The sequence below is a fragment of the Ruegeria sp. YTSC003 genome (genome assembly GCF_059609785.1).
Map to the genome: position 1 here is coordinate 469408 of NZ_JBXWMK010000002.1, position 22290 is coordinate 491697.

22 protein-coding genes are annotated in these 22290 nt (G+C 57.2%); 10 read left to right on the forward strand and 12 right to left on the reverse strand.

Annotation, left to right across the window (positions count from 1 at the left end; genetic code table 11):
• The first annotated feature begins 125 nt into the window (after nt 1–125).
• From AC2FFH_RS06050 to AC2FFH_RS06080, 7 genes are all read left to right on the forward strand, one after another.
• A complete protein-coding gene (locus tag AC2FFH_RS06050) occupies nt 126–3020 on the forward strand; it encodes a formate dehydrogenase subunit alpha (RefSeq protein WP_496843972.1) in 2895 nt (964 codons plus the stop codon).
• A gap of 11 nt (nt 3021–3031) precedes the next feature.
• A complete protein-coding gene (gene fdh3B, locus AC2FFH_RS06055) occupies nt 3032–3625 on the forward strand; it encodes a formate dehydrogenase FDH3 subunit beta (protein WP_058273836.1) in 594 nt (197 codons plus the stop codon).
• A 111-nt stretch (nt 3626–3736) separates the two neighbouring features.
• The gene (locus AC2FFH_RS06060; RefSeq protein ID WP_496733019.1) at nt 3737–4087 is read left to right on the forward strand and encodes a putative quinol monooxygenase; all 351 of its coding nucleotides are present in this window, start codon (nt 3737–3739) and stop codon (nt 4085–4087) included.
• A 27-nt stretch (nt 4088–4114) separates the two neighbouring features.
• Complete coding sequence (locus AC2FFH_RS06065; protein WP_496766688.1) at nt 4115–5314, forward strand: formate dehydrogenase subunit gamma; 1200 nt, start codon at nt 4115–4117, stop codon at nt 5312–5314.
• Complete coding sequence (locus tag AC2FFH_RS06070; RefSeq protein WP_496843973.1) at nt 5315–6577, forward strand: c-type cytochrome; 1263 nt, start codon at nt 5315–5317, stop codon at nt 6575–6577. It abuts the gene before it with no gap.
• 14 nt (nt 6578–6591) lie between these two features.
• On the forward strand, nt 6592–6717 hold the full coding sequence (locus AC2FFH_RS06075; RefSeq protein ID WP_496722340.1) for a hypothetical protein: 126 nt from the start codon (nt 6592–6594) through the stop codon (nt 6715–6717).
• Nucleotides 6718–7590 carry a substrate-binding domain-containing protein gene (locus tag AC2FFH_RS06080; RefSeq protein ID WP_496766693.1) on the forward strand — a complete coding sequence of 291 codons (873 nt, stop codon included), beginning with the start codon at nt 6718–6720 and terminating at the stop codon, nt 7588–7590.
• 4 nt (nt 7591–7594) lie between these two features.
• Here AC2FFH_RS06080 and AC2FFH_RS06085 read toward each other — a convergent pair whose 3' ends face one another.
• The 9 genes from AC2FFH_RS06085 to AC2FFH_RS06125 form a co-directional block, all read right to left on the reverse strand.
• Nucleotides 7595–8410, reverse strand: a complete 816-nt coding sequence (locus tag AC2FFH_RS06085; RefSeq protein ID WP_496766695.1) for an ABC transporter substrate-binding protein — start codon at nt 8408–8410, stop codon at nt 7595–7597.
• Nucleotides 8411–8430: 20 nt separating this feature from the next.
• Nucleotides 8431–9165: an ATP-binding cassette domain-containing protein gene (locus AC2FFH_RS06090; protein WP_496766697.1), complete on the reverse strand. Its 735-nt coding sequence runs from the start codon at nt 9163–9165 to the stop codon at nt 8431–8433.
• Complete coding sequence (locus AC2FFH_RS06095; protein ID WP_496766699.1) at nt 9158–9871, reverse strand: ABC transporter permease; 714 nt, start codon at nt 9869–9871, stop codon at nt 9158–9160. The genes AC2FFH_RS06090 and AC2FFH_RS06095 overlap by 8 nt, the downstream gene beginning before the upstream one ends.
• A gap of 153 nt (nt 9872–10024) precedes the next feature.
• Nucleotides 10025–11014 carry an ABC transporter substrate-binding protein gene (locus tag AC2FFH_RS06100; RefSeq protein ID WP_058274243.1) on the reverse strand — a complete coding sequence of 330 codons (990 nt, stop codon included), beginning with the start codon at nt 11012–11014 and terminating at the stop codon, nt 10025–10027.
• Nucleotides 11015–11070: 56 nt separating this feature from the next.
• A complete protein-coding gene (locus AC2FFH_RS06105) occupies nt 11071–11916 on the reverse strand; it encodes an ABC transporter permease (RefSeq protein WP_496766702.1) in 846 nt (281 codons plus the stop codon).
• Nucleotides 11913–12845 carry an ABC transporter permease gene (locus tag AC2FFH_RS06110; protein ID WP_496766705.1) on the reverse strand — a complete coding sequence of 311 codons (933 nt, stop codon included), beginning with the start codon at nt 12843–12845 and terminating at the stop codon, nt 11913–11915. Before AC2FFH_RS06110 ends, AC2FFH_RS06105 begins: the two co-directional genes overlap by 4 nt.
• Nucleotides 12838–13632 (reverse strand): ABC transporter ATP-binding protein, encoded by a 795-nt coding sequence (locus AC2FFH_RS06115; protein ID WP_496843974.1) that lies wholly within the window; start codon nt 13630–13632, stop codon nt 12838–12840. Before AC2FFH_RS06115 ends, AC2FFH_RS06110 begins: the two co-directional genes overlap by 8 nt.
• Before the next feature lie 55 nt (nt 13633–13687).
• The gene (hydA, locus tag AC2FFH_RS06120) at nt 13688–15142 is read right to left on the reverse strand and encodes a dihydropyrimidinase (protein ID WP_496722325.1); all 1455 of its coding nucleotides are present in this window, start codon (nt 15140–15142) and stop codon (nt 13688–13690) included.
• Between the two features lie 75 nt (nt 15143–15217).
• The gene (locus tag AC2FFH_RS06125; protein WP_496843975.1) at nt 15218–16468 is read right to left on the reverse strand and encodes a Zn-dependent hydrolase; all 1251 of its coding nucleotides are present in this window, start codon (nt 16466–16468) and stop codon (nt 15218–15220) included.
• 171 nt (nt 16469–16639) lie between these two features.
• Between AC2FFH_RS06125 and AC2FFH_RS06130 the strand changes: the two genes are divergently transcribed.
• Nucleotides 16640–17248 carry a TetR family transcriptional regulator C-terminal domain-containing protein gene (locus tag AC2FFH_RS06130; RefSeq protein ID WP_496738714.1) on the forward strand — a complete coding sequence of 203 codons (609 nt, stop codon included), beginning with the start codon at nt 16640–16642 and terminating at the stop codon, nt 17246–17248.
• 30 nt (nt 17249–17278) lie between these two features.
• Here the strand turns inward: AC2FFH_RS06130 and AC2FFH_RS06135 are convergent, their stop codons facing one another.
• The 3 genes from AC2FFH_RS06135 to AC2FFH_RS06145 form a co-directional block, all read right to left on the reverse strand.
• On the reverse strand, nt 17279–18736 hold the full coding sequence (locus AC2FFH_RS06135) for an NAD-dependent succinate-semialdehyde dehydrogenase (protein ID WP_496843976.1): 1458 nt from the start codon (nt 18734–18736) through the stop codon (nt 17279–17281).
• Between the two features lie 76 nt (nt 18737–18812).
• Entirely contained in the window at nt 18813–19757 is a 945-nt protein-coding gene (locus AC2FFH_RS06140) for a LysR substrate-binding domain-containing protein (protein WP_496843977.1), read from the reverse strand.
• A 2-nt stretch (nt 19758–19759) separates the two neighbouring features.
• Nucleotides 19760–20533 carry an aspartate dehydrogenase gene (locus AC2FFH_RS06145; RefSeq protein WP_496766719.1) on the reverse strand — a complete coding sequence of 258 codons (774 nt, stop codon included), beginning with the start codon at nt 20531–20533 and terminating at the stop codon, nt 19760–19762.
• Between the two features lie 145 nt (nt 20534–20678).
• Between AC2FFH_RS06145 and AC2FFH_RS06150 the strand changes: the two genes are divergently transcribed.
• Together AC2FFH_RS06150 and AC2FFH_RS06155 are read left to right on the forward strand one after the other, a co-directional pair.
• Complete coding sequence (locus AC2FFH_RS06150) at nt 20679–21632, forward strand: dihydrodipicolinate synthase family protein (protein WP_496843978.1); 954 nt, start codon at nt 20679–20681, stop codon at nt 21630–21632.
• 95 nt (nt 21633–21727) lie between these two features.
• Nucleotides 21728–22270: a 3-hydroxyanthranilate 3,4-dioxygenase gene (locus tag AC2FFH_RS06155; RefSeq protein WP_058273852.1), complete on the forward strand. Its 543-nt coding sequence runs from the start codon at nt 21728–21730 to the stop codon at nt 22268–22270.
• Nucleotides 22271–22290 lie beyond the last annotated feature (20 nt).

Below are 22290 nucleotides of genomic sequence, written 5' to 3' on the forward strand. Positions count from 1 at the left end.
GACGACAGCGCCCGGTTCTAACCCGGACGAGGTCACACCCGACTGACGGTTGCGATTGGCCCTGACGTCGGCACCAGCAGTACCAAGCCAGCCGTGGCTCACACGGCGCGCAAGGGAGGAAAGAAATGCTTAGGAAAAAGACCAACGGGGTTGCGAGACGCTCCCAGCGGACAAGTATCCTGTCCCAGGTCGGCGAGAAAACCGTCGATCGCCGCGCATTCCTGCGTGGCTCGGGCCTGACGATCGGCGGCCTTGCCGCGATCAGCGCCACGGGTGGAACCGTGACGCCAGCCAGTGCCCAGACAGCGGCCAATCAGGCCGTCGAAAACATCAAGTCCATATGCACCCACTGCTCGGTCGGCTGTACCGTCGTCGCCGAAGTGCAGAACGGCGTCTGGATCGGGCAAGAGCCCGGTTGGGATAGCCCGTTCAATCTGGGTGGACATTGCGCCAAGGGGGCCGCAGTTCGCGAGCACGCCCATGGCGAGCGTCGCCTCAAGTATCCGATGAAGAAGGAAGGCGGCGAGTGGAAGCGCATCAGCTGGGAAGAGGCGATCAACGAGATCGGCGACGGCATGATGAGCATCCGCGAGGAATCCGGTCCAGACAGCGTCTATTGGCTGGGTTCTGCGAAGCATAACAACGAACAGGCCTATCTGTTCCGCAAATTCGCCGCCTATTGGGGCACGAACAACGTGGACCATCAGGCCCGTATTTGCCACTCAACCACGGTTGCAGGTGTCGCGAACACATGGGGCTATGGCGCCATGACCAATTCGTACAATGACATCCATAACTCTCGGGCCATCTTCATCATCGGCGGCAACCCGGCCGAGGCGCACCCTGTCTCGCTGCTGCACGTTCTGCGCGCGAAAGAGCAGAACAACGCGCCGCTGATCGTCTGCGACCCGCGCTTTACGCGCACCGCGGCGCATGCGGATGAATATGTCCGCTTCCGCCCCGGTACAGACGTTGCTTTGGTCTGGGGTATTCTGTGGCACATCTTCGACAATGGATGGGAGGACAAAGAATTCATCCGCACCCGTGTCTGGGGCATGGATCAGATCCGTGAAGAGGTTGCCAAGTGGAACCCGGAAGAGGTCGAGCGCGTCACCGGCACCCCCGGTTCGCAGCTGAAGCGTGTTGCGCGCACCATGGCCAACAACCGTCCTGGTACGGTGATCTGGTGTATGGGTGGTACGCAGCACACCAATGGTAATAACAACACCCGCGCCTACTGCGTGTTGCAGCTTGCGCTTGGCAACATGGGCACCTCGGGTGGTGGCACCAACATCTTCCGCGGCCATGACAATGTTCAGGGCGCAACGGACCTTGGTGTTCTGTCCCACACCCTGCCCGGCTATTATGGCCTGTCAAAAGGTGCATGGGGTCACTGGGCACGTGTCTGGGGTGAAGAGCCCGAATGGCTGGCGGGCCAGTTCGCCACGATCAAGGACAAGGAAGGCAAGGACAAACCGCTTCAGAACGAACGCGGCATCCCTGTTTCCCGCTGGATCGACGGTGTTCTGGAAGACCCGGCAAACATGGATCAGGACAACAATGTCCGCGCCATGGTGCTGTGGGGCCACGCGCCCAACTCGCAGACCCGGATGACGGAAATGAAGACGGCGATGGAGAAGCTGGACATGCTGGTCGTGATCGACCCGTATCCTACAGTTTCCGCCGTTTTGCATGACCGTACCGATGGTGTCTACCTGTTGCCCGCCTGTACGCAATTCGAAACCCGCGGCTCGGTCACGGCATCGAACCGCTCGCTGCAGTGGCGTGACAAGGTGGTGGAACCGCTGTTCGAAAGTCTGCCAGACGAGGTCATCATGGCCAAGTTCGCCAACAAGTTCGGCTGGGCGGACCGTCTGTTCCGAAACATCGAAATGGACGACCCGGAAACACCGAATGTTGAAAGCATCACACGTGAGTTCAACTCGGGCCTCTGGACCATCGGTTACACCGGTCAGTCACCGGAACGTCTGAAAAGTCACATGGCCAACCAGCACACGTTCGACAGAACCACGCTGCAGGCCATTGGTGGACCCAACGACGGCGAGTATTACGGTCTACCCTGGCCTTGCTGGGGAACGGCTGAGATGGGTCATACGGGGACACCAAACCTCTATGACATGTCCAAACCGGTGGCCGAAGGCGGCCTGACCTTCCGCGCCCGTTTCGGCGTGGAACGCGATGGTGACAACCTGCTGGCCGAAGGGGTTTATAGTGTCGGGTCGGAAATTCAGGACGGATACCCTGAATTTACGATGCAGATGCTGATGGACCTTGGCTGGGATGGCGATCTAACCGCCGAAGAACGCGCGGCCATAGACGCCGTTGCGGGACCAGAAACCAACTGGAAGACCGACCTGTCCGGCGGCATCCAGCGGGTTGCGATCGAGCATGGCTGTGCGCCCTTCGGGAACGCCAAAGCCCGCGCGGTTGTCTGGACCTTCCCGGATCCGATCCCAATCCATCGTGAGCCGCTTTATACGCCACGTCGCGATCTGGTAGAGGACTATCCGACCTACGAGGACCGTCAGGCCTATCGCCTACCCACGCTTTATGCATCGATCCAAAAGAACGACTTTTCAAAGGATTATCCGATAATCCTGACGTCTGGTCGTCTGGTCGAGTATGAGGGCGGCGGTGATGAGTCACGGTCAAACCCGTGGCTGGCCGAGCTGCAACAGGACATGTTCGTCGAGATCAATCCGCGCGATGCCAACAATCTGGGCATTCGTGACGGGGCACAGGTCTGGGTCGAAGGTCCCGAGGGCGGCAAGGTCAAGGTGATGGCGATGCTGACCAACAGGGTCGGTGCCGGCGTGGCCTTCATGCCGTTCCACTTTGGTGGCCATTTTCAGGGTGAAGACCAGCGGAATAAATACCCTGCTGGTGCCGACCCCTATGTCTTGGGTGAAAGTTCCAACACCGCCCAGACTTATGGCTATGATTCAGTGACCCAGATGCAAGAGACCAAGTGTACTCTCTGCAAGATCTCGGCAGCGTAAGGAGAACGATAATGGCTAGAGCAAAGTTTCTCTGCGACGCTGAACGCTGCATCGAGTGCAACGCCTGCGTAACCGCGTGTAAGAACGAGCACGAGGTGCCGTGGGGCATCAACCGCCGCAGGGTGGTGACGATCAATGATGGCAACCCGGGCGAACGCTCGATCTCGGTGGCCTGTATGCATTGTTCGGATGCGCCTTGCATGGCGGTGTGCCCGGTCGACTGCTTCTATCAGAACGAGGAAGGCGTCGTCCTGCACTCCAAGGACCTGTGCATTGGCTGTGGCTATTGCTTCTATGCGTGCCCCTTCGGTGCGCCGCAATACCCGCAGGCGGGCAACTTCGGATCACGTGGCAAGATGGACAAATGTACCTTCTGCGCCGGTGGTCCCGAAGAAAACAACTCGACCGCAGAGTTCGCAAAATATGGTCGCAACCGGATCGCCGAGGGCAAACTGCCCATCTGCGCCGAGATGTGTTCCACAAAGGCCCTGCTCGCCGGCGACGGTGATGTTGTGTCCGCCATCTACCGTGAGCGCGTCGTGGCGCGCGGGTTTGGCTCGGGCGCATGGGGTTGGGGCACAGCCTACGATCAGAAAGACGGATAAATCCGTCTGACAAGAAAAGACGGTCCCGTGTTCATCCACGGGACCGTCACAGCGCGACCAAAGGGATTTGGTCGAGCTTAGGTTGCATGTCCAATCTGCGCGGAGCATTTCATGACCGAAGATATTTACTGGCTGCTGAAACTTGAGTTGCAGGCCGATCAGGATGCTGCATTTGATGCGCTGATGGCGGAAATGGTGGATGCGACACTGAACGAAAGTGGTGCGAAATCTTATGAGTGGCATCGTACAGGGTCGACTGTTCACATCTATGAACGCTACGCCAGTTCAGATGACGCAATGATCCATATGCAGAACTTCGGAGCGAATTTTGCCGACCGTTTTCTGGCAATTCTCACCCCCACCACGTTAGAGGTTTACGGACCAGCAAAAGATGACCTGCGCGATACCCTGACACCCGTAGGAGCAGTTTTTCACGAACAAGTCGGCGGCTTTGACCGATAACCCCGTACGACACAGGAGATTCGATAGATGCGCCTGATCCAAATGCTGCTGATACCACTTTTCCTTGCCAGTTTTGCCTGGGCACAGGAAAACACTGAAGTTCCTGCAGAATCTGACCGCAGCGCCACAGGCGGTGCAACCACTCTGCAAGATATCATGGCCCGTCAGCGTGGTGAAAAGGTCGACAACAGCTATCGGTCCGAAAACACCGGCCAAGGCAATGCCGAAGGCTTGCTTGGACAGCTTGGAACGCGCGGTGTGACCTCGGACAGCGATGTCTATCGCGCACTTCGCTACGGTTTGGCGGATGTGACCGTGTCATCTCATGGACCGGCCGCGACTGTACTGATCCAGGACGGCGGCATGTGGTGGCTGAACTTCCGCACCGGCCCTTTGCGTGAATACGGATCTTACATCATCGGCGGTATGCTTGTACTGTTGCTGCTGTTTTTCCTGATCCGCGGAAAGATCAGGATTGATGGTGAAAAGACCGGGCGGAAGATTCTGCGTTTCAACGGGATTGAGCGGTTTGGGCATTGGCTGTTTGCCGGGTCCTTCCTGATCCTGGGCATTACCGGCCTGCTGACCTTGTATGGCCGTGATTTCCTGATCCCCGTTTTCGGCAAAGAGGGGTTTGCGACGATCGCTCAAGGCTGCAAATGGCTGCACAACAACCTGGCTTGGGCCTTTATGCTGGGGCTGATTATCGTGACCGTGAACTGGATTTCTCACAACATCCCGAACCGCACCGACCTGAAATGGCTCGCTGCCGGTGGGGGGTTATTCACCAAAGGCAGCCACCCACCCGCCAAAAAATTTAACGCCGGGCAAAAGATCATATTCTGGCTTTGCATTCTGCTGGGCGTCTCGATCAGCCTGTCCGGTCTGTCGTTGCTGTTCCCATTTGAAATGCCACTGTTTGCCAAGACTTTCTCGATCGCGAATTCGACCGGTATTCCGCAGATGCTTGGGCTGAACCTGCCCGTGCAGATGTCCCCGCAGGAAGAGATGCAATACGCCCAGATCTGGCATGTCATGGTCGCCTATGCGTTCATCGCGATCATACTGGCCCACATCTATTTGGGATCAGTCGGTATGGAGGGCGCGTTTGACGCTATGGGAACCGGAGAGGTGGAAGAGCAATGGGCGCGCGAGCATCACTCGTTGTGGCTGGAAGAGGTGCAGGCAAAAGAGGCCAGCGAAGGGGCGGCCTCGCCCGCAGAATAAATGCGCAAGTTGGTTCTGGCTCTGGCGTTGATGCCCCTGCCCGCAATGGCCGAGTTCTTTACGCTCAAGGGTCACGGCGGACCCATCATGGGGATCGCCACAGCACCAGACGGCCGGATTGCTACCGCCAGTTTTGACAATTCGGTCGGTGTGTGGACGGATCAGTCCCCAAAATGGCTGGAAGGCCACGAAGCGGCTGTCAATTCCGTCGTTTTCAACGGCACCGCGATCTATTCGGCAGGAGATGACTTCACTCTTCGCCGGTGGCCCGGAGGTCAGGTTGTAGGTCAGCACAAAGGCAAGATCGTGGGCGTGGCCGCATCCAAAACTCACGTTGCAACGGCCAGTTGGGACGGAACAATCGGCCTATGGCCGGTTGACGGTTCGGCATCGTCGATCCTGGGTCCCACTGGCAGTGGCATAAACGCCGTCGAATTCTCGACCGATGGTTCCCAGCTCTATTCCGCAGGCATCGACGGGTCATTGCGCATATGGGACGTCGCCAGCGGGCAGGAAACCAATCGGTTCGTGGAACATGGCTTTGGTATCAACGAACTGGTGCTGAACGAGCAGGACAACTGGATTGCTTATGGCGCAGTCGACGGTGTTACCCGCATCCTTGACCTGACAACCGGTGATGAGCGTGATTTCACCTTGGAACGCCGACCGATCCTTGCCCTAGCGCTCAGCCCGGATCGCAGCATGCTGGCTGTCGGAGATGGCGAAGGCTATATCATGGTAATCGACACGGTCGAATGGCGCATCGCGCAGGACTTCAGGGCCACCCTACGCGGTCCGGTCTGGGCGCTGGCCTTTTCGCCTGATGGACAGAACCTGCATGCCGGCGGCATTGACGAGGCCATGTATAGCTGGCCGGTAGCCGCGCTTAGCGATCAGGAACAGATGGCCGCGACAGAACCCAGCTTTCTCAAAAACCCTGAGGAAATGGAAAACGGAGAACGCCAGTTTGCCCGCAAATGTTCGATCTGCCATAGCCTGACCCCGGATGGTCAGCGCCGCGCAGGTCCAACGCTACATGGTGTGTTCGGGCGCAAGGCCGGCACGCTTACGGGATATTTTTATTCGGACACGCTGCAAGACTCTGATATCATTTGGAATGAAGAAACGATAAACGCTCTGTTTGACGAAGGGCCGGACCATTACATTCCGGGGTCGAAGATGCCGATGCAACGGATCACCGAACCTAGGGACAGGGACGATCTTATCGCCTTTCTACGCCGCGCCACGGCGCCAGAAAACTGAGCCGGAGGAGACCTATGAAAGCCTTTCTAGCTGCTGTCGCCGTAATGGCGGTGATTACTGTCGCCGCGCCTTATACGCTGCAACAGATCGGTTTCAGTGCTGCGGATGCCGGCACCAGCTCGGCTGTGCGTCTCGACTGAATGTCCGAATATCTGACCACCAAGGAACTGGCCGATCTGCTGCGCATTGGCGAACGGAAGGCCTATGACCTGGCCTCATCGGGTGAGGTGCCTTGCGTGCGTGCCATGGGCAAACTGCTGTTCCCGCGGGCCGAGGTGATTGCATGGCTGAACGCCTCGCGATCCGGCCCGGAAGTGGCCGAACCGCCCCTTCCCCCGATTGTCGCTGGCAGTCACGATCCGCTGCTGGACTGGGCGCTGCGCGAAAGTGGTTCGGGGCTGGCGACCTATTATGATGGCTCGTTCGACGGGCTGACCCGTCTGAAAGACCGCAACGCGCAGGCGGCAGCGCTGCACATTCATGAGGATGGCGGGTTCAACACCCAGACCCTGAAAGACGCTTTGGGTGAGGCCCCGGTCGTTCTGTTCGAAATCGCGCAGCGGCAGCGTGGGTTGCTGCTGGCACCGGGCACGTCGGATATTCAGGGTTTTGCGCAGCTAAAAGGCCGACGTGTCATCCTGCGTCAGGACAGCGCGGCCAGCCAACGGTTGTTCGACGCACAGCTTGAGGCCCACGAAATAACCCGCAACGATCTGGAAACCCTGCCCACCTGCGCCCGCACAGAAGAAGAGTTGGCCATTGCCCTGCATGACAACAAGGCCGAGGTCGGGTTCGGACTAGGCGCATTGGCTGGGCTGTACGATCTGGGATTTGTTCCCACGCATACCGAACGCCTGGACCTGGCGATTTGGCGTCGGGCCTATTTTGATGACCCGATGCTGAAGTTGCTCAGCTTTGTGCAGTCCGAGCGGTTCCTGACCCGCGCCAATGAGTTTGGTGGTTACGACCTGTCCGGTCTGGGAACGATCCACCATAATGGCGCCAGCGGGTGATCTCTTATTTCGCGTTCGGAAAAAACAGCTGCTGACCATTCAACTCAAAGGCCTCGATGGCTGCCTGCCCGTCCGGCCCGATCAACCAGTCGATGAACCGTTGGCCAGCCGCCGCCCGTACCCCCGCATGTTTTTCAGGGTTCACCAGAATGACGCCGTATTGGTTGAACAAGCGCGGATCACCTTCGACCAGCAGCTCAAGGTTTCCACGGTTGCCGAAGGATTCCCACGTCGCACGATCCGTCAGGGTATAAGCATCCATGCCACTGGCCACGTTCAACGTCGCGCCCATGCCTGAACCGGTTTCCCTGTACCACGTACCCGATTCCGCAGCTGGATCTACTTCGGCGTCGTTCCAGTGGCGCATTTCGGCCTTATGCGTTCCGCTGTCGTCCCCGCGTGACGCAAAGGGAACTTCGGCCTCAGATACCGCGGTCAAAGCGGCCACGATATCCGATCCGCCCTTCACCTTGGCCGGGTCTGATTTCGGACCGACAAGAACGAAGTCATTATACATCACGTCAAATCGTTCAACGCCCCAGCCGTCTTCGACAAACTGCTCTTCGTCCGCCTTTGCATGGACCAACAGAACGTCACCATCCCCATTGATTGCGTTACGGATCGCCTGCCCGGTGCCCACAGCAACAACGCGCACGTCGATCCCGGTTTCCGCCTCGAACCATGGAAGGACGTAATCCAACAGTCCCGAATTTTGGGTCGAGGTCGTTGATTGCACCACGATAAATGGTTCTTCGGCCATGGCCGGACCTGAAAACAAGCCAAGTGAAACCAATGCTGCCCGAATGAAATTCCGGATCATTCTAAACTCCAGATTTTTTGTTATGTCACCAATCCGCCTGCAAGATACCTGCGCGAGGCATCACTTTTGGGATCGTCCAATACCTGACGCGCATCGCCATGTTCAACCACATGACCGCCCTGCATCATGACGACATCCGATGCCAGCCGGCGCGCCTGACCGATGTCATGGGTCACCATGACAATGCGCACCCCCCCTTCTGATGCCCGCAGGATCATGCGTTCAATCACCTGAGTGGCGCTGGGGTCCAGCGCGCTGGTCGGTTCGTCTAGAAACAAGGTATCCGGGTCCAGCGCCAGCGCGCGCAGGATGGCCAGCCGCTGCGCCTCACCTCCCGACAGCGATCTGGCCGATTGCCGGGCTTTGCCTTCCAGCCCGCCTTGGGCCAGCAAATCAGCAATACGCGTCTTGCGAGCAACGCGCTGCAGGCCCTGCCGTTTCAGGACAAAATCCAGATTGGCTGCAACGGACCGGCGCAGCAAGACGGGTTGCTGAAACACCATCGCCTGCCGGGCCTTGTGATCAGCATTCAAAGGAACTCCATCTTGCTCCACGTACCCTTTGTCCGGCGCAATCAGCCCATGCAGGCACCGCAGCAACAGGCTTTTGCCCGCGCCGTTCGGTCCAAGGATTAAGGTCGGCCCCGGCCCGCTCAATGTCAGGTGCGGAACGTCCAGCAATGCGGTGCCATTACGCGCAATCTGCAATCCATTAACGGTGATGCGCCGCGCCATTTCCGAGACCAGATCACGCATGGCGCAACCCCTCTCTCTCAGCCCGCAGGCTGAGCGTGCTGACCATGGCGTTCACCGCTATGGCAATACCGATCAGGATCGCGCCGAGCGCCAGGGCCAGCGCAAGATTTCCCTTGGACGTTTCCAACGCGATGGTCGTCGTCATCACCCGTGTCACGTGGTTGATGTTGCCGCCAACGATTATGACCGCCCCAACTTCGGCAATGGCGCGACCAAATCCGGCCAGCAACGCCGTGACCAGCGCCAACCGCGCATCCCACAGAAGTACTGGCACAGACGCCAGCCGCGACACGCCCAAGGATCGGAGCTGTTCCGAGTATTCCTCGGCCAGCATCTCGACCACCTGCCGCGTCAACGCAGCGACGATGGGCGTCACCAAAACAACCTGCGCGATGATCATCGCGGTCGGTGTGTAGAGCAGTTCAAGGACGCCCAAAGGCCCGGATCGCGACAACATCAGATAAACCAGCAGGCCTACGACAACCGGCGGGAACCCCATCAGCGCGTTCATAAGAATGATCAAAACCCGCCGCCCCGGAAAGCGTACAACAGCCAGCGCAGCGCCAACAGGCATGCCAATAAGTGCAGAAATCAGGACGGCAAAAATGGAAACTTTCAGGGAAAGCAGCACAATCGCCCAAAGCTCTGGATCCCCATTCAGGATCAGAGTGAACGCCGTATTGAATTCCGCTGCAAATCCCTGCATTTTATTCGGACTATCGCCAGTTTCGTATGAAATGCGCTGTTATTCATAGAATTCTACGCCATTTCGATCTCAAGTACAGACACATTTCCGACATAAGAAACAGGAAACGCGGCCCCGATTGGGACCGCGCCTTTTCAGTCAGTGCGAAGCGGATCAGTTCAGAGCCGCATCCGTGATCTGGTGCGTCCAAGCGCCGTCTGGCTGCTTGGTGATCACAGGATCGGAACCGCCCGCCAGCAGCGTGGCAACGGTGCGCTCAAAATCGGCAGGGTCCAGCGAACCGTTCGAACCTGAGGTCAGCTTCGCGATCTCGCCCATCATGCGTTTCTGGTGCTCTTCGGTCTGGGCGCCGGTCTCATCGTTTTCCAGCACGATATCGGCTGCCTCATCCGGGTGTTCTTCGGCGTATTTCCAACCCTTCATCGAGGCGCGAACGAAGCGTTCCATCTTGTCGACAAACGCCGCATCCCCAAGGTTCTCTTCCAGAACATACAGGCCGTCCTCCAATGTCGCGACGCCCTGATCTTCGTATTTGAAGGTCACCAGCTCATCCGGGTTGACGCCGGAATCGATGACTTGCCAGTATTCGTTGTAGGTCATGGTGCTGATGCAATCGGCCTGACGCTGCAGCAACGGATCGACGTTGAAGCCTTGCTTCAGAACCTCGACACCGCTTTCGCTTTTGCCACCCGTGTCGATGCCCAGTTGGCTCATCCAGCTCATGAACGGGAATTCGTTGCCAAAGAACCAAACGCCCAGCGTGCGGTTCTTAAGGTCTTCGGGTGCCGCGATCCCGGCATCTTTCCAGCAAGTCAGCATCATACCCGAGCTTTTGAATGGCTGCGCGATATTGACCAGAGGCAAACCCTTTTCGCGTGCAGCCAGCGCGGCGGGCATCCATTCGACGGTCACGTCAGCGCCGCCACCTGCGATCACCTGCGTCGGTGCAATGTCTGGTCCACCAGGCAAAATAGTGACGTCCAGCCCCTCTTCCTCGTAGAACCCCTTGTCCTTGGCAACATAGTAGCCCGCGAACTGAGCCTGCGTGACCCACTTCAGTTGCAATGTCACCTCATCCGCAGCGAAAGCCGAACTGGCGGCCAGACTAAAGGCGGCTATCGCCCCGCTGAGTAGCTTATTCATCTTCATATCTCCTAGTTGCTGTTGGTGCCCCTTTTGGGGTCTGTTGAATTATCGTTTTATCCACGTTGCGACGGGTGCCAGAAGGTCACCGCCTTTTCGATCATTGCGACAAGACCATAAAATGCGGTCCCGGCCAAAGCGGCCACCACAATCTCGGCCCAGACCATATCCAGCGACAATTGCCCCACGCTGGTGGATATCCGAAAGCCCATGCCTAGCGTGGGCGAGCCAAAGAACTCTGCCACGATAGCGCCGATCAATGCCAGGGTGGTAGAAATCTTTAAGCCGTTGAAGATAAAGGGCATCGCGGCAGGTAACCTTAGCTTGAGGAAGCTCTGCCAATACGTCGCCGCATAGGTCTCCATCAGGTCACGCTGCATGGCCGTGGCCTCGCGCAACCCGGCCACTGTGTTGACCAACATGGGAAAGAACACCATCACCACAACGACGGCGGCCTTGGAATGCCAGTCGAATCCGAACCACATCACAAGAATGGGCGCGGTCCCGACAATTGGCAGCGCTGCGACAAAGTTCCCAACGGGCAGCAACCCAAGTCGCAGGAATTCCCAGCGATCCACAGCGATTGCCATCAGGAATGCAGCGCCACAGCCTATCAGATAGCCGCTGAGCGCCCCCTTGATGATGGTCTGCACAAAGTCGGCCCAAAGGATCGAAAGGCTGTCGGCAAATCGCACCGCAATGACGGACGGCGCTGGCAGAATGACCAAGGGAACGTCGAGCCCCCGGACCACCAGCTCCCACATAGCGATGATGGTCAGACCGAAAATCATCGGGGCCAAAAACCGAACTGCGCGGCTGTCAGCCTGAGGTCCGCTGGCGAGACGGCTGTTCAACCACCACCCAAAAAGCCACAGGAAGATTGCAAAGAAAACCAGGATCATTGCGACATCCCCATCCGCTTTAGCACCGAGCGTTCAAGAACCCCAAGCAACCCGACCAGACAGGCCGCCAGAATGGCCGCTGCAAACAAGGCTGACCAGATTTGAACCGTCTGGCCGTAGTAGCTGCCTGCCAGCAACCGCGCGCCTAGTCCGGCGACGGCACCCGTCGGCAACTCACCCACAATGGCCCCGACCAGCGACGCTGCGATACCGATCTTCAATGAGGTAAACAGATACGGCATCGAGGCCGGCAAACGCAGTTTCCAAAACCCCTGAGACCGGCTGGCATTATAGGTGCGCAGCAGGTCAAGTTGCATTGCATCGGGACTGCGCAGCCCCTTCACCATACCGACAACGACAGGAAAAAAGCTCAGATAGGCCGAGATAATTGCTTTGGGGATGATCCCCTGAATGCCGATCGAATACAGCACCACGATGATCATCGGTGCCAGAGCGATGATGGGAATGGTTTGGCTGACGATGGCCCAGGGCATGACAGACAGGTCCATCACGCGGCTATGCACAATCCCCACGGCCAGCAGAATACCCAACCCCGTGCCAATCGCAAAGCCCAGCATAGTGGCACTGAGTGTCACCCAGGCATGATAGATCAATGATCTTTTCGAGGTGATTTTCTTCTCGACTGTCGTTTCCCACAACTCTTCAGCCACCTGATGCGGAGCGGGCAAGCGTGGTCGGTCTTGGTCCCAAGTCTCATCGATGGCGTAAGGATTGTCGAATACCAGCTCAAACTCGCTCATGTCGCGCCGATCAACCGCCTTGGGCGGATCAACCGCCTCCCCTGCGCGTTCAAATTCCGTCAGAACACCCTTGATATTCATTGGCACGCTGGCGGCATACCAGAACAGGATAATAACGCCCACGACAGTAAGGACAGCCCATACAGCTCTGATCCCTGCACTAGTCATCTGTATGCCCCGCCCGCAGGCCCTCGCGCACGCGATGAGCAACTTCTATGAACTCAGGTGTGTCGCGAATATCCAACGGCCGCTCTTTCGGCAGAGGGCTGTCGATCACATCCGTAATCCGCCCCGGTCGCGGACTCATCACCACGATCTTGGTGCTTAGATACACCGCTTCTGGGATCGAGTGTGTGACGAAACCGATGGTCTTTTCCGTCCGCGCCCACAGCGCCAGAAGCTGTTCATTCAGATGATCACGCACGATCTCATCCAGCGCCCCAAAGGGTTCGTCCATTAGCAGGATATCGGCGTCAAACGCCAAGGCGCGCGCGATACTGGCCCGCTGCTGCATTCCCCCGGACAACTGCCAGGGAAACTTACCTCCAAATCCTTCAAGATCAACTAGTTCCAGAACGTTTTTCACACGTTCATCTTGCTCAGCGGCCGAATACCCCATAATCTCAAGTGGTAGCTTGATGTTCTTAGCGATTGTGCGCCAAGGATACAGACCCGCCGCCTGAAACACGTACCCATAAGCCCGGTCCCGCCGCGCTTCGTCCGGGGTCATGCCATTGACAGTCAGGGTTCCACCCGTTGGGGTTTCCAATGCCGCGATACAGCGCAAAAAGGTAGTTTTGCCGCAGCCCGAGGGGCCAATAAAACTGACGAATTCGCCCTTGCCGACAGTCAGGTTGACGTCTTTCAACGCGTGAATCGGTCCGTCATTGGTTTGGAAGGTCAGATCCAGCTGCCTTGCCTCGATCACGGGCTGGGTAGTGCTTTCAGTATTCATTCCATAGCCTTGAAAAGATTTGATTTTGGGCCGCCACAAAGGCGACCCACACGCGTCATACGCCCGTCGCCGGGATGCCCGTCCGTTCAACCGGCCGCGGCGCGGTCAGCTCTTTCCAGGTGCTCAACGCCTTATTCACAGTGGTATTGGCCTCACGTGCAACGAAATCGCCGTGGCCTTCCTGCGTTCGGATTTCACCGTCATGCACGGCCACGTGCCCACGAGTAAGGGTAAAGCGCGGCAGGCCTTTGACCTCTTTGCCCTCAAACACGTTGTAATCGATCGAGGATTGCTGCGAGTCCGCACTGATCGTCTTGGACTTTTCAGGATCCCAAACCACCAGATCCGCATCAGCGCCAACCAAAACAGCGCCTTTTTTCGGATAACAATTCAGTATCTTAGCGATATTGGTTGAAGTCACCGCCACAAACTCGTTCGGCGTCAACCGTCCGGTGTTCACCCCATGGGTCCACAGCATAGGCATCCGATCTTCAAGTCCGCCGGTGCCGTTCGGGATCTTGGTAAAGTCGCCCACACCATAGCGCTTCTGCTCGGTGGTAAAGGCACAATGGTCTGTTGCCACAACGCTCAACGAGCCCGATTGCAGACCGTTCCACAAGCTGTCCTGATGCTGCTTGTTCCGGAACGGAGGGCTCATAACCCGACGTGCCGCATGATCCCAATCCTGGTTGAAATACTCGCTCTCATCCAGTGTCAGGTGTTGGATCAGAGGTTCGCCCCAAACCCGCTTGCCCTGCAATTTGGCCCGCCGGATCGCCTCATGCGCATCCTCGCAGGACGTATGCACCACATAAAGCGGCACCCCTGCCATATCGGCGATCATGATGGCGCGATTGGTTGCCTCGCCCTCAACCTGCGGCGGGCGGGAATAGGCATGCGCCTCGGGGCCGTTGTTCCCCTCGGCCAGCAGCTTAGCACTGAGTTCAGCCACCACATCGCCATTCTCGGCATGCACCATCGCAATACCGCCCAGTTCGGACAGGCGCTTGAACGAGGCGAACAACTCATCGTCATTCACCATCAGCGCGCCTTTGTAGGCCATGAAGTGCTTGAACGTGTTGATCCCCCGCGTCTCGATCACCGTCTTGATGTCATCGAACACCTGCTCCCCCCACCATGTCACGGCCATGTGGAAGGAATAGTCACAGTTTGCACGGGTGGATTTGTTGTCCCATCGCTTCAGCGCGTCCAACAGGCTTTCGCCCGGGTTGGGCAGCGCGAAATCGACGACCATCGTGGTGCCGCCCGCCAAAGCGGCCCGCGTTCCACTTTCGAAATCGTCACTGGAATAAGTGCCCATGAAGGGCATCTCAAGATGTGTATGCGGGTCGATCCCGCCGGGCATGACGTAGCAGCCGGTGGCGTCCAGTTCCTTGTCGCCCTTCAAACCCAGACCGATTTCAGTGATAACACCGTCCTCGACTTTGACATCTGCTTTGTAGGACAGATCGGCGGTAACGACGGTCCCGTTTTTGATCACAGTAGACATGTTTTTCTCCCTGCGGGCGCTTTGCGCCTCATGTTGTTTTTGATGTGAGAACCCGGCGGTCAGGCCGATTCCCTTTTATTCAAAGATTTCTGCAGTTTCGACGACGGCGTGAAGCAAGACATCCGCACCTGCCGCGGCCCATTCCTTGCTGATCTCTTCGGCTTCGTTGTGGCTCAATCCGTCAACGCACGGGCACATGACCATCGCGGTCGGTGCCACGCGGTTGATCCAGCAGGCATCATGCCCTGCTCCCGAGATGATATCGGTATGCGAGTATCCCAGCCGCTCTGCCGCATCGCGAACCGCTGCAACGCAGCCATCGTCAAACTTCACCGGATCAAACCCGCCAACCTTTTCAAATTCGATCTGCAGGCCCATCTCATCGACAATGTCCTCAGCTGCCACGCGCAGACGGTTTTCCATATCAGTAATCACGTCCAGGTCGGGCGAACGGAAATCGACCGTGAACACAGCCTTGCCGGGGATCACGTTACGAGAGTTTGGATAAACATCGATGTGCCCAGCTGCGCCAACAGCGTGAGGTGCGTGGGACCACGCTATCTCGTCTACCTTCTCTAGAATGCGCGCCATCGCCAGCCCAGCGTTCTTGCGCATTGGCATCGGAGTCGAGCCGGTATGAGCGTCCTTGCCGGTCACGGTGACTTGGGTCCAGCTCAGGCCCTGCCCGTGTGTCACAACACCGATATCCTTGTCCTCGGCTTCAAGGATTGGGCCTTGTTCGATATGCAACTCAAAGAAGGCATGCATCTTCCGAGCACCGACTTCCTCGTCGCCCCGCCAACCAATACGCTGCAATTCATCCCCGAACTTCTTGCCCTCGGCATCTTCACGGTCATAGGCCCAGTCCTGCGTGTGCATTCCTGCAAACACGCCCGAAGACAGCATTGCCGGTGCGTACCGAGTGCCCTCTTCATTGGTCCAATTGGTCGCGATGATTGGATGCTTCGTCTTGATCCCCAGATCGTTGAGCGTACGAATGATCTCCAGCCCACCAAGCACCCCGAGAACACCATCATACTTGCCACCGGTTGGCTGCGTATCCAGGTGCGAGCCGACATAGACGGGCAGCGCCTCGGGGTCGCTTCCTTCACGGCGAGCAAACATGTTGCCCATCTGGTCCAACCCCATGATGCAGCCAGCATCCTCGCACCAACTCTGGAACAAAGCGCGCCCTTCTGCGTCTTCATCCGTCAGGGTCTGGCGGTTGTTGCCGCCCGCAACACCGGGGCCGATCTTGGCCATTTCCATCAGGCTGTCCCAAAGTCTGTCGCCATTGATCCTGAGGTTTTGCGCCGGAGCTGCCATCTTGTTCTTCCCTGTTGCTTGCGATTTGGCTCGCTTTTGGTGTCTTGATTTGACCATCTGGTCAAACTCACGCTATCACGGGTTCGACATCAGTCAAGAAATTGCATGGTGCCGCCGGAAAATTCGGCATATTTGGTGCCCGCTTGGCGGAAAAAGAGACAGTCAGGAAACATGCCCAAAGACCGCGCCCCGACCCGAATTCAGAAAAAGAACCGCGCCGCGATTCTCGAGGCCGCGCTGAACGTGTTTTCGGCGCATGGTTTCCGTGGGGCGACCGTCGATCAAATCGCCACCGAGGCCGGGCTGAGCAAGCCGAACCTGTTGTATTATTTCCCGTCGAAAGAGGCGATCCACACAGCCCTGCTGTCAGGCCTGCTGGAGGTCTGGCTTGCCCCACTGCATGATCTGGACGCGGATGGCGATCCGATGGAAGAAATCCTCGCCTATATCCGCCGCAAGCTGGAAATGAGCCGAGATCTGCCGCGCGAAAGCCGCTTATTTGCAAACGAGCTGGTTCAAGGCGCTCCGCGCATCCACGAATCTCTGTCGCACGACCTAAAATCTCTGGTGGATGAGAAGACGGCAATACTCACACAGTGGATGGATCAGGGCAAAATCGCGCGCCTGCACCCCCATCACCTGATTTTTTCAATCTGGGCGCTGACACAGCATTACGCCGACTTCGACGTTCAGGTCCGTGCCATTCTGGGTGACGAAGATCCCTTTGAGGGGGCCGAACCGTTTATCGACACGCTGTATCGGAAACTTCTTACGCCATAGAAGAACCGCTTTTTTCGGCGGTCCCTATTCTCAGGTAATATTGGCGGAATGCCACACATTCTTGACAACCATGTAGTTGTCCAGCCCCTCGGTGCCGCCTTCGCGACCATAACCGCTGGATTTCACCCCACCAAAGGGGGTTTCGGGCATGGAAGCCTCCAGCGTGTTGATCGACAGGTTACCAACCTCAACCTCATCAATCAATCGATCAATATAGTCTGCGCGATTTGTAAATGCATAACCGGCCAGCCCATAGGGCACTGAGTTTGCCTTGCCGATTGCGTCATCCAGTGAGGACACTGGATTGATCACAGCCACCGGACCAAAAGGTTCCTCCTGCATGATCCGGGCGTTGTCGGGCACGTTCAGCAGGACGGTGGGCTGAAAAAAATATCCTTTGTCGCGATGTTTGGCGCCACCCGTGGCAACCGTCGCACCCTTTTCACGGGCGTCTTCCACCAATTCGGTCAGTGCAGGCGCCCGCCGGTCATTTGCCAGAGGCCCCATTTCCACATTTTGGTCCATTCCGTTTCCGACAACAGTTGCTGCAGCGCGTTCAACAAAAGCTTTGGCGTAATCTTCAAAGATGCTTTCATGCACAAAGAACCTTGTGGGCGATGTGCACACCTGCCCGGCATTGCGCATTTTTCGAACTGCGCTTGAGGTCCCGGCCACTTTCACATCTGTGTCTTCGCAGACAATTACTGGCGCGTGGCCACCAAGTTCCATCAGCACCGAAGTCATATGTTCTGAGGCCAAGGTAGTCAGATGCCGCCCTACAGCGGTTGAGCCGGTGAAAGCCACAAGCCTTACAGGATCCTGCGGGATGAGGTGGTCTGAGATTTCTTCCGGCTCTCCGAACACCAGGTTCAGGACGCCCGCAGGAAGACCGGCATCTTCAAAGGCTTTTGCAATATGTATTGCCCCGGCGGGTGTTTCTTCTGCCGCCTTCAGTATGATCGAGCAGCCCGAAGCCAGTGCTCCGGCAATTTTTCGTGCTGGTTGGCTCATCGGGAAGTTCCAGGGTGAAAAGGCCGCGACGACACCGATAGGCTGGTGATGAACGGAAAACTTGTGTCCCGGAGCCGCAGGGATGACCCGCCCATAGGTCCGCATCGCCTCGCCCGCGTCCCATTCAAAGAACTCGGCCCCTCGGATCACTTCGAGACGGGCCTGTTTCAGTGGTTTGCCATGTTCCAGAGTGATGGCCTGGGCAATTTCTTCCTGACGCTCACGCATCAGCGCGGCGGCTCGCAAGATCGTGTCAGAACGGTCGCGCGGCGAGGTGCGGCTCCATAGTCGGAAACCTTTGACGGCCGCATCCAGGGCGTCATCCAGATCCTGCTTTGACGCGCAGGGAAGACGCCCGATTTCGCCCTCGGTCGCTGGATTCACGACCGGTATGTCCCGTTTGGCTGTGCGCCATTTGCCTGCAATAAACAGCTTAAGCTCAGGATACATGAAACCGGTGCCTCCGACTTTGACCATTTCAAATCACGCAATGACTGGCATTACTTCAAGTGAATTGGGTGAATACTGATATCAATTTGACGAATACCTGACCTCACTTTTGTTTCACCGCCTGATGCAGCGCTGCCTTAAATGCACGACCAGCGGGGGAAAGATCATCATCCGCCCGGAATGAGACACCAATCGGCCCCTGCCCAAATGTGACATCCCAGTCCAGCGGCGACAGGTAGCCGTGGGCGATGTCCTGCGACACGACCTCGGCCGGCATAAGCCCGATCAGATCGCGCGACTGCAGCAAAGCGCGATTGGTCAGGTAGGACACGGATTCGATCGTCACGGGCGGAACGTATTGCTGCTGGCCAACAAAGAAATGATCCAGCTGACGCCGCAATGTGGTTTCCAGCGGCGGGACGATCCAGCCAAAGGGTTTGGTCTGAGCGAAGGAAACATCCGGGCGACCCGCAAGAGGATGCTGATTGCCGACAATCGCCAAAATGCGGTCTTCAAACAGCTTTTCCTGCCTGATCTTGTCACGGTGCCTATGAGAGGGAAGCCGCCCGACTACCATGTCGATTTCGCCCGAAAGCAACCTCGGCATTAGGACTTCGTTCGTGCCCTCGTTGATCTTGATCGCCACATTCGGGCGGTCAGCCAAAAGGATTTCAATGGCGGCCGGCAGCAGGCTGGTTGAGGCCGCCAACAAAGTGCCCACCACCACGCGGCCTGCATTGCCTTCGTTCAGGTCATCCAGTTCCTGCGCAGCGTTCGAGACCTGGGCAAAGATTAGCTTGCCGTGACGTATCAAAGTTTCTCCGAACACGGTCGGAATCACACCCCGATTGGTCCGGCTAAACAGCTTGACCTCAAAATCCAGTTCCAGATCCTGAATCATCTTGGTTGCTGCGGGTTGAGAAATACCCAGCTCGCGTGCTGCGTTCTGGATGTTGCCATGCGCACCCACAGCAACCAGCAGGCGCAGTTGGCGCAGTTTCAGCCGGGTCAGGGCGCGATCGACGATGCGTGAGTGACGTCCCACCATGGTCAGATCACAATTGGGTCCAGAAGCTGCTCGAGCTTTGCCACCACACTCATCGCGGCCAAGGCCGAGCTGCGTGGATTGTCCGGCAGGGACTTGCCGCTGATCTGGAAATGAAACCGCCCGAATTCGCCTTGGGCCTCGATCTCGTGAGTGTTGCCGTTGGCTGAAGGGTCCGCAATCAGTTGAACCTGCGTGTCGTCGAACCCTAGCCCAGCCAAAGCGACTGCCGCCGCCACGTTTGCATTTTTGGGATAATTCAACGCGGCCTCACGAGCGGTGCCATTGAAATGCGTTTCCGGCTTGGTGAGATTTGCGAGGTCTAACTTGTCCTCAGCGATTGAACCTTTCCAGCCCTGCGGTGGCTTGCGCCCGACATAGATAACCTTGTCCAACTTGCCGGTCGCAGCCGCACCAAGACAATCCAGCGCACCGATGGCGCCACTGGCCAGGTGCAGCTTGGCCCCCCCGCCGCGAGCAGAGGACTCCAGTGCATCCGCGACCTGCCGGTCTGCCAATGCGCCGATGGATACGGTGACCATATCAATTCCACGGGACAAAACCTGAGGACCGTACTCCGCCAACGCGTGATGGCCCGCGCAGTCGATCACCAGATCTGCTCTGGAAGTGAGATCTTTTACAGAGCTCACAAATAAATCCGGATCCTGCGAAACGCTGCTTGCGCGAACCAGAACCGCATGAACCTGATGCCCTCGCGCCTGAATCGCATCCAAGACATGCTGCGCGATCGCGCCTTTTCCAATCAATCCAATCTTCATGCGGCAAACTTAACCCAGAGCCAAAGATTCCTAAATTGATATTCTATGGATATTCTAATTTCTGATATCCAATTCCCAGCTTTCGCATTGGATCAGAAGAGATGATCGGGCTTTCATAGCAGCATAACCAGAAGGTCCGCCTGATATGAATTACTCTAAACACGATGCAAAAGCCTATGCGCGCGCGCACATGACCGGTATCTGGGCGGCGGCCCTGAACCCGTTCAACGATGATTTGTCACTGAATGAGGCAGGCCTGAGGTCAAACATTCGTCACTGGATCGACGATCTGGATATTCAGGGCCTGTTCGTTGCGGGGAAACAGGGCGAGTTTTTTTCGATGAGCCTTGATGAGCGCAAGCGCAACTTTGAAATTGCGGTCGATGAATGCGCGGGCAAGGCCGGTGTGATCGTCTCGGTCTCGGACCAGAACATGGACACCGCGCTGGAACTGGCCCGTCATGCGCAGGATTGCGGAGCTGATTACATAGTTCTGCACGCGCCTGTCCTGAGCTTCGTTCAGGATCGTGGCGAAGTTCTCTACCAGTACTACAAACGGTTCTGCGATGAACTGGACATCGGGATCGCGATGTGGAGCCACCCTGACAGCGGCTACCTGATGCAGCCCGAGGAGTGCGCGCGAATTGCAGAGCTGCCCAATATCGTGGCGATCAAATACTCAGTCCCACGTGAGATGTATGTGAAACTGACCCATATGGTTGGAGACAAAATCCATGTCTCAACCTCGGCCGAACATGAATGGTTGGACAATATTCTGGAGCTTGATTGGAAATTGTACCTATGCTCGTCCCCGCCCTATCAGATCCAGTCCAAGAACGATCAGCGCATGAACGAATACACGCGGCTGGCGTTTGCCGGCAAAGCAGATGAGGCGCGCAAGGTGTTTGACAGCCTGAACCCGGTTCGGGACGCGATGAAGCGAACCAAACCTGCAGGCAAACCCACCGCTTTTGGAAAATACTGGCAAGAGCTGCTGGGACAGGTCGGAGGGCGTGTGCGACCCCCAATGCTGGAACTGACCGAGGCGGAAAAAGAGATCATCCGCAAAGGGTTCGCGGAATGCGGCCTGAAGCCATAGCCACATCGATATAAGCAAATCGGATATCTAGATGCGGATAATTTCTTTGCGGTTATGAAAAAACCGGCCAAACTTCTACTAACAGGGAGTGGGACATGTCGAAGTTAAGTGCATTCAACTTTCAGAAATGGATCGACGAACACCGTCACCTGCTGAAACCACCTGTCGGCAATCAACAGGTGTGGGAGGATGCCGACCTGATGGTCACCGTCGTCGGCGGGCCGAACAAGCGAACCGACTATCACGACGATCCAGTTGAAGAGTTCTTCTATCAGCTAGAAGGCGACATGGTGCTGAAGCTGTATGACGGAGAGGAATTCTATGACGTTCCGATCCGCGAAGGTGAGATCTTCTTGCTGCCGCCGCATGTGCGCCATTCACCACAAAGACCGCAGGAAGGCTCAATCGGATTGGTGATCGAACCCAAACGGCAAACAGGCGAGCTGGACGCGATCGAATGGTATTGCTTTGAATGCGGCACCCGCGTTCATCGGGCCGAGATGCAATTGCAGTCTATCGTCAAGGACTTGCCGCCGGTCTACGAAAAATTCTATTCATCAGAAGAAGACAGAACATGCCCGAACTGCCAGACCGTGCATCCGGGAAAAGAGCCGCCAGAGGGCTGGGTCACACTCTGAGATGAACAAACAACAGGGAA